We start from the raw sequence: 6,449 nt of genomic DNA on the forward strand, positions 1-6,449 counted from the left end.
CCCGGGCGTGTCCGGTCAGCGGTTGACGTAGGCGGCCAGGCCGCCGAGTTCCTCGTTGGCGATGAACACCGAACGGACGTTGATGATCGCCTCCTCGACGTGGACCGGGCAGCCCCACGCCGCGTCGCCCCACGAGTCGGCGATCTTGATCTCGGCGGGTGCCGTGCAGCCGTCGCTGCCGCCGAGCTGACACCGCTCGGGGCGGGGAGAGGCGGCCTGCGCGGCGGCAGCGGTGCGCAGCCGGGCGGTGAGTTCCGCGGCTGCGGCGGCGCGCTGCTCGGCCTCGGCGCGTAGTTCCCGCTCCGCCCGTACCACCCGGGCCAGCTCGTCGTGGGCGGCTCGCGCGCGGGCGTCCGCGGCGGCCTTCGCCTCTTCGATGTGGTGGCGTTCGATGGCCAGGGCGGCGGTGCCGGTGAAGACCCGGGCGAGGGCCAGGTCGGTGTCCCGCGGGACGCGCGGGGTGCGGTGGTACATGGCGAAGGTGCCGAGCAGGCTGCCGTCACGGGCCAGGATCGGCGTGGACCAGCAGGCGGCGAGCCCCGCCCGCTCGGCCAGGTCGCGGAAGTCGGCCCAGAACGGGTCGGTGGCGATGTCGGTGACGACGACCGGTTCCCGCCGGTGCGCGGCGGTGCCGCACGAGCCGACACCTTCCCCGGTGGCGATCCCGTCGATGGCCTCGTTGTAGAAGTCGGGCAGGCTGGGCGCGGCGCCGTGGCGCAGGTGCCGGCCGTCCGCGTCGGCGAGCAGGACGGAGACGAGCACCTCCTGCGGTGCGAGGTTCTCGATGCAGCGGGCCATCCCGTCGAGCACCTCGGCCAAAGGCGCCTGCCGAGCGATCTGCTCCAGCATCGCGCGGTGTTCGGCCATCAGCCGTTGCGCCTGCTTGACCTGCGTGGTCTCCACCCCGATCACCCGGATGCCGGTCACGGTGCCGGCGGCGTCGCGGCGTGCCTCGTAGGTGAAGTCGAAGAACGACTCCCTCGCCTGCGATCCGGTGCCGAGCATGATCCGGGCGTCATGGCCGGTGTAGGACTCGCCCGTGCGGTAGACCTCGTCCAGCAGGGCGATGAAGCCCTGGCCGTCCAGTTCCGGCATCAACTCGGCGAGCGGAACGCCGGTGCGTGCGCGTTCCTCGCCGATGGCGGCGAAGAACGCCGGGTTCGCCGCCTCCACCACGTGCGTCGGCCCGGCGAGCGCGGCGAAGACGGCGATGGACTGCCCGAACAGTGTCCGCAGATCCTCGTCGGCGGGCCGCCCGGCGGCCGGTGACTCCGCCGCGGCCGGACGCCGGCCTGGTAGCGCCGTCATGCCTGGTCTTCCTCCCGCGCCGGTTCGTCGGTCGACTGGCGGGCCCTCGCCCGGTGATCACCGCACAGATTACGGGGCAGTGGCCGGCGTTCACATCTTGGCATCGACGCCCGCCTCCGTTACCGTCGTGGGAACGCTCCCATGAACTTAGATACGTCTATGTGATCAGGAGGAAACACGACGTGGCTATCCTCTCGTCCCGCCGCAGTTCAGCGGCCATCAGCGTGGCCGCCGTCGCGGGGCTCGCCGCGGCCGGCGTCGGTCTCGCCGTCGGCGGCGCGTCCGCCGGCACCGTGTCCGGATCGCTCTACCGCGACCCGTCCTCGGCGGTCGTCCGCTGGGTCGCCGCCAACCCCGGCGACTCGCGTGCCGCAGTCATCCGCGACAAGATCGCCAGCCAGCCGCAGGCGCGCTGGTACGCCAACTTCAACCCGTCGACCATCCAGTCCGAGGTTTCCAGCTTTATCGGCGCCGCCAACGCGGCGCAGCAGATCCCGGTGCTGTCGGTGTACGAGATCACCAACCGGGACTGCGGCGGCGCCAGCGCCGGTGGCGCGCCGGACCTCAACCAGTACCAGACCTGGGTGTCCAACTTCGCCCGGGGACTCGGCAACCAGACCGTCCTGATCATCCTGGAGACCGACTCGCTGGCGCTCCAGACCTGCCTGAGCACCGGTGAGCTGAACGCCCGCAACCAGGCGCTCACGACGGCGACCCAGACCATCAAGTCGGCGAACCCGAACGCCAAGGTGTACCTCGACGGGGGTCACTCGACCTGGAACAGCGCCAACGACACTGCGAACCGGCTCCGGGCGGCCGGCGTGCAGTACGCCGACGGCTTCTTCACCAACGTGTCGAACTTCAACCCCACCTCCAGCGAGGCGAACTTCGGCCGCGCGGTCATCTCCGCGCTCAACGGCATGGGCATCTCCGGCAAGCGGCAGGTCATCGACACCAGCCGCAACGGGGGAGCCGCCGGGGACTGGTGCGCCGACGACAACACCGATCGGCGCATCGGGCAGTACCCGACGACGAACACCGGCGACGCCAACATCGACGCGTACCTCTGGGTGAAGCCGCCGGGTGAGGCGGACGGCTGCCGCTACACGGCCGGTTCGTTCCAGCCGGACCTGGCCTTCAGCCTGGCCAACGGCGCGCCGAACCCGCCGACCACCGCGCCGCCGACGACCAACCCGCCGACGACCGCGCCGCCGACCACCGCTCCGCCGACGACCGCGCCGCCCACGACGGCGCCCCCGACCACGCCGCCGCCGACCGGTAACGGCTGCTCCGCGTCGGTCGCGATCAACCAGTGGAACGGCGGCTTCACCGCGAGCGTGAACGTCACCGCGGGCTCCGCGGCCATCAACGGCTGGACCGTGACCGTCGCGCTGCCGGGCGGCGCCGCGATCACCGGCACCTGGAACGCCCAGGCCAGCGGCACCAGCGGCACCGTCCGGTTCACGAACGTGGGCTACAACGGGCAGGTCGGCGCCGGCCAGACGACCAACTTCGGCTTCCAGGGCACCGGCACCGGTCAGGGCGCGACCGCGACCTGCGCCGCCTGACCGGACCCGGCACCGGGCCCGGCGCGGAGGATCGCTCTCCGCGCCGGGCCCTGTCACTTCCCCGCTGATGTCCGCGACGGAGTGACGAACCGCCGCGCACGCCTCAGGTTGAGCGCCAGCTCCTCGCGGTTCTGGTGCGCGTGGCGGATCCACGCGGGCTGGCCGGGGCCGGTACGCCAGGACTCGCTCAGTGGACTGTTGTCCACGGTGTCGAAGCCGAACCGGTCGTAGAGCCGCGTCACGAGTTCGACCGCCTTCGGGTGGTCGCTGGAGACGGACAGCGCCAGCCGGTCCGGTGCGCCGGCGGGCCGGGCCGAGGTGAGCAGCCGCGGCGCCTGGATGTGGGTGAACGCCTTGGCGACCTTCGACGTGGGGAGCTGTTCCTGGCGCAGCTCGTGGACCGTCTTCTCGCCCGAGTCGAGCACCGGGATGTTCCCGTCGCGCCAGACCATGTAGTTGTTCGTGTCCAGCACGACCTTGCCGGCCAGCTCCTCGACCGGCATGTCGTTCACGACCTTGAGCGGCACGGCGACGATCGCGAAGTCGCCCGCTGCCGCCGCCTCCGCGGCGTACGCCGCCCGCGCCGACGGCCCGAGTTCGGCCACGAGGTCCGTCAGCGTGTGCGGCCCCCGGGAGTTGGCGATCACGACCGCGTATCCGGCGGCTACCGCCGCGCGGGCGAGCTGGCTGCCCACCTCACCCGCGCCGATGATGCCGATGGTGGTCATCGTCGGTGTCCGTCAGCGGGCGGCGGTGAGCTGCCGGAGCATCTCGGCCGAGTCGTGCAGGGCGGTCATCTGCACGAACCGCCCGTCGCTGACCTTGTAGATGGCGTACTCGACGATCTCGAACGAGGCGCCGGAGGGCGGGACGCCCAGCCACTCCTTCACCGGTGTGCCGTAGTTGATCGCGCGTACGGCGATCCGGTCGCGGTCGAACAGCAGCTCCTCGACCTTCCAGCGGAGGTCCGGAACGGCGTCCACGTCGTGCTTCTGCACCGCGATCACGTCGTCCCGGGTGCCCGGCTCGCCGTTGAGCATCACCGTGTCGTTGATGAACTCGTCCATGCCGTCGAACTCGTGGGCGTTGAGCGCGGCGACGTAGCGCAGGTACCAGTTGCGGAGATCGTTCTGAGTCATGTCACTCTTCCTTCGATGTGCGGAGCGCGGTCGGGGTGGACGGCTACCAGTTCAAGAGCCCGGAGTCGTCCTGGAGGGTTCCGGTCGGGCCGTCGGGGGGCAGCGTCGCCAGGCGTACGACGGTCCGGGCGCTCTCCGCCGGGGTCCTGCCGCCGCCGATCGCGGCGGTCAGGTCGGTGGCGGTGTAGCCCGGCTCGACCGCGTTGAACCTGATCCCCGGCTGGGACTTGGCGTACTGGACGGTGATCATCGTGGCGGCGGACTTCGACGCCGAGTAGAGCGGCGACGTCAGGGTGGACTCCGGCCGGTCGGGGTTGGTAACCGCCCAGAAGGATCCGGCGCTGCTCGACACCGTGACCACAGTCGGATTGGACGACCGGCGCAGCAGGGGCAGTGCTGCCTCGGTGACCCGGACGATCCCGACCACGTTGGTGTTGAAGACGCGCAGGGCGGTCGGCCCGTCGACGACGCCGTTCTCGGCGATGCCCGCGTTGTGGACGAGGACGTCCAGCTGCCCCTCGTCGGCGTCGATGGCCGCCAGCGCCTTTGTCACCGAGTCGTCGTCGGTCACGTCGAGCGGCACGAAGCGTGCCCCCAGCGCCGAGGCGGCCTCCTCGCCTCGCCTGGGGTCGCGCGCTCCGACGTAGACGACGTGCCCCAGATCGAGAAGCTGTCTGGCGGTCGCGAAACCGATGCCCTTGTTCGCGCCGGTGATCAACGTGATGGTCATGCTCTTCCCTCATGCCGCAGTTTTGTACTGATCGGTTCGTGATCACCGTAGCAGCTTTCTGTACCGATCGGTTCGTGGCTTGGGTCACTTCTGTACCGAGCGGTATAGTCGAGGCATGGGCACTGAGACTCCGACCCCGGGACGGCCGCGCGCCTTCGACGAGCAGACGGTCCTCGACCGCGCCGCCGAGGTCTTCTGGCAGCAGGGCTACGAGGGCGCGTCGCTGAGCTCACTCACCAGGGCGATGGGCATCAACCGCCCGAGCCTGTACGCCGCGTTCGGCAGCAAGGAAGAGCTGTTCAAGCGGGCCTTCGACCGCTACCACGAGACCAACCTCGCGAACGCCCGCGCCGCCCTCGACCAGCCGACCGCGTACGCCGCGATCGAAGCCTTCCTGCGCGCCAGCGCCGACAACCTGACCGCGGGCGGCCACCCCGCCGGCTGCCTCTCCATCCAGGGCGGCCTGGCCTGCTCCCCGGAGAACGCCCGGATCTCCGAGATCCTCGCCGCCGGCCGGGCGGCCACCGAGGCCGCGCTCGAAGAGCGGCTGGCCCGCGCGGCGAAGGAGGGGGACCTCCCCGACGGCCTGGACAGCCGGGCGCTCGCGCGTTTCGTGATGGCGCTCAGCGAGGGTCACGCCGTCCACGCCGCGGCCGGCGCGAGCCGCGAGGACCTCCAAGCCTCCGTCGACGTCGCCATGCAGGCGGTAGCAGCACTCCACCCCGGTTCCGGAGAGTAACCCGCTGAGTTCACTCAGCTACTTCTCAGGTGGCGTTGGTAGCTTCCCCGCTCGACGGCTTCCATTATGGACGCCGTTGATCTCGTTGCGGCACAAGGGTTTCACGTGAATTCCTCACGATCCCGGTGTCGCGCGTCGGCGGTCGTCGAGGGAGGGGTTCGTGGTGTTCAAGAAGATGCTGGGCGCGTTCGGGGTGGGCGGCCCGAGCGTCGATACGGTCCTGTCCAATCCGAGCACCCGCCCGGGGCTCGTGCTGGGCGGGCAGGTGAACCTGACCGGCGGCAGCCATGACGTGGAGATCGACCACATCACCGTCGGGCTGGTCGCCCGCGTCGAGATCGACGGCGCGGAGGAGGAGTACGACGCCCTCGTCGAGTTCCACCGCATCCAGGTGGCGGGTGGTCTGCACCTGCGTGAGGGTCAGCAGTTGTCGCTGCCGTTCCAGGTGGCGATGCCGTGGGAGACCCCGGTGACCGACCTGTACGGGCAGCACCTGCACGGCATGACGATGGGCCTGCGCACCGAGGTGGCGATCCGCGGCGCGATCGACAAGGGCGACCTGGACCCGGTGTACGTGCACCCGCTGCCGGTGCAGGAGCGCATCCTCGAGGCGTTCGGCCGGCTCGGCTTCGGGTTCAAGGGCGCCGACCTGGAACGCGGGCACATCTCCGGGCTGCACCAGAATCTGCCGTTCTACCAGGAGGTCGAGTACTACGCCGCCCCGCAGTACGCCCACGACGTCAACGAGGTCGAGCTGACCTTCGTGGCGAACGAGCACGGCGTCGACGTGGTGCTGGAGTTCGACAAGCGCGGCGGCCTGTTCACCGGCGGCCACGACTCGTACGGCCGCTACCACGCCGCGCACGCCGACGCCGACCGTGTGGACTGGGCCGCGCAGGTCGACACCTGGGTCCGCCAGGCCCTCGACGGCTACCAGAGCCTGCACACCGGCCACGGCTACGCCC

The 6,449-nt window shown here is 70.7% G+C and carries 7 protein-coding genes; 3 read left to right on the forward strand and 4 right to left on the reverse strand.

Features of this window, described 5'->3' with window-relative positions; translation table 11 throughout:
• Window positions 1-15: 15 nt before the first annotated feature.
• A complete protein-coding gene (locus EAD96_RS13165) occupies window positions 16-1,308 on the reverse strand; it encodes a GAF domain-containing protein (protein WP_121684450.1) in 1,293 nt (430 codons plus the stop codon).
• A gap of 182 nt (window positions 1,309-1,490) precedes the next feature.
• On the opposite strand from EAD96_RS13165, the gene EAD96_RS13170 reads away from it, so the two are divergent.
• The gene (locus tag EAD96_RS13170; RefSeq protein ID WP_121684451.1) at window positions 1,491-2,876 is read left to right on the forward strand and encodes a glycoside hydrolase family 6 protein; all 1,386 of its coding nucleotides are present in this window, start codon (window positions 1,491-1,493) and stop codon (window positions 2,874-2,876) included.
• A gap of 53 nt (window positions 2,877-2,929) precedes the next feature.
• On the opposite strand, the gene EAD96_RS13175 is transcribed toward EAD96_RS13170, so the two are convergent.
• The 3 genes from EAD96_RS13175 to EAD96_RS13185 are packed head-to-tail and all read right to left on the reverse strand — an operon-like array spanning window position 2,930 to window position 4,745.
• Entirely contained in the window at window positions 2,930-3,604 is a 675-nt protein-coding gene (locus EAD96_RS13175; RefSeq protein ID WP_121684452.1) for an NADPH-dependent F420 reductase, read from the reverse strand.
• 12 nt (window positions 3,605-3,616) lie between these two features.
• Window positions 3,617-4,015 (reverse strand): ester cyclase, encoded by a 399-nt coding sequence (locus EAD96_RS13180; protein WP_120571914.1) that lies wholly within the window; start codon window positions 4,013-4,015, stop codon window positions 3,617-3,619.
• Between the two features lie 43 nt (window positions 4,016-4,058).
• Window positions 4,059-4,745, reverse strand: coding sequence for an SDR family NAD(P)-dependent oxidoreductase (locus EAD96_RS13185; protein WP_121684453.1), 687 nt, complete (start codon window positions 4,743-4,745; stop codon window positions 4,059-4,061).
• Window positions 4,746-4,860: 115 nt separating this feature from the next.
• On the opposite strand from EAD96_RS13185, the gene EAD96_RS13190 reads away from it, so the two are divergent.
• Window positions 4,861-5,484, forward strand: a complete 624-nt coding sequence (locus tag EAD96_RS13190; RefSeq protein WP_121684454.1) for a TetR/AcrR family transcriptional regulator — start codon at window positions 4,861-4,863, stop codon at window positions 5,482-5,484.
• Window positions 5,485-5,644: 160 nt separating this feature from the next.
• A partial coding sequence (locus EAD96_RS13195; RefSeq protein ID WP_121684455.1) for a sporulation protein occupies window positions 5,645-6,449 on the forward strand: 805 nt, incomplete at its 3' end.

The sequence above is a fragment of the Micromonospora sp. BL1 genome (assembly GCF_003667485.1).
Lineage (GTDB): Bacteria > Actinomycetota > Actinomycetes > Mycobacteriales > Micromonosporaceae > Micromonospora > Micromonospora tulbaghiae.

Excerpts from the sequence above, each read along its gene's own strand:
- EAD96_RS13175 (WP_121684452.1), bottom strand. The coding sequence starts at position 3,604 with ATGACCACCATCGGCATCATCGGCGCGGGTGAGGTGGGCAGCCAGCTC.
- EAD96_RS13180 (WP_120571914.1), bottom strand. The coding sequence starts at position 4,015 with ATGACTCAGAACGATCTCCGCAACTGGTACCTGCGCTACGTCGCCGCG.
- EAD96_RS13165 (WP_121684450.1), bottom strand. The coding sequence starts at position 1,308 with ATGACGGCGCTACCAGGCCGGCGTCCGGCCGCGGCGGAGTCACCGGCC.
- EAD96_RS13185 (WP_121684453.1), bottom strand. The coding sequence starts at position 4,745 with ATGACCATCACGTTGATCACCGGCGCGAACAAGGGCATCGGTTTCGCG.
- EAD96_RS13190 (WP_121684454.1), top strand. The coding sequence starts at position 4,861 with ATGGGCACTGAGACTCCGACCCCGGGACGGCCGCGCGCCTTCGACGAG.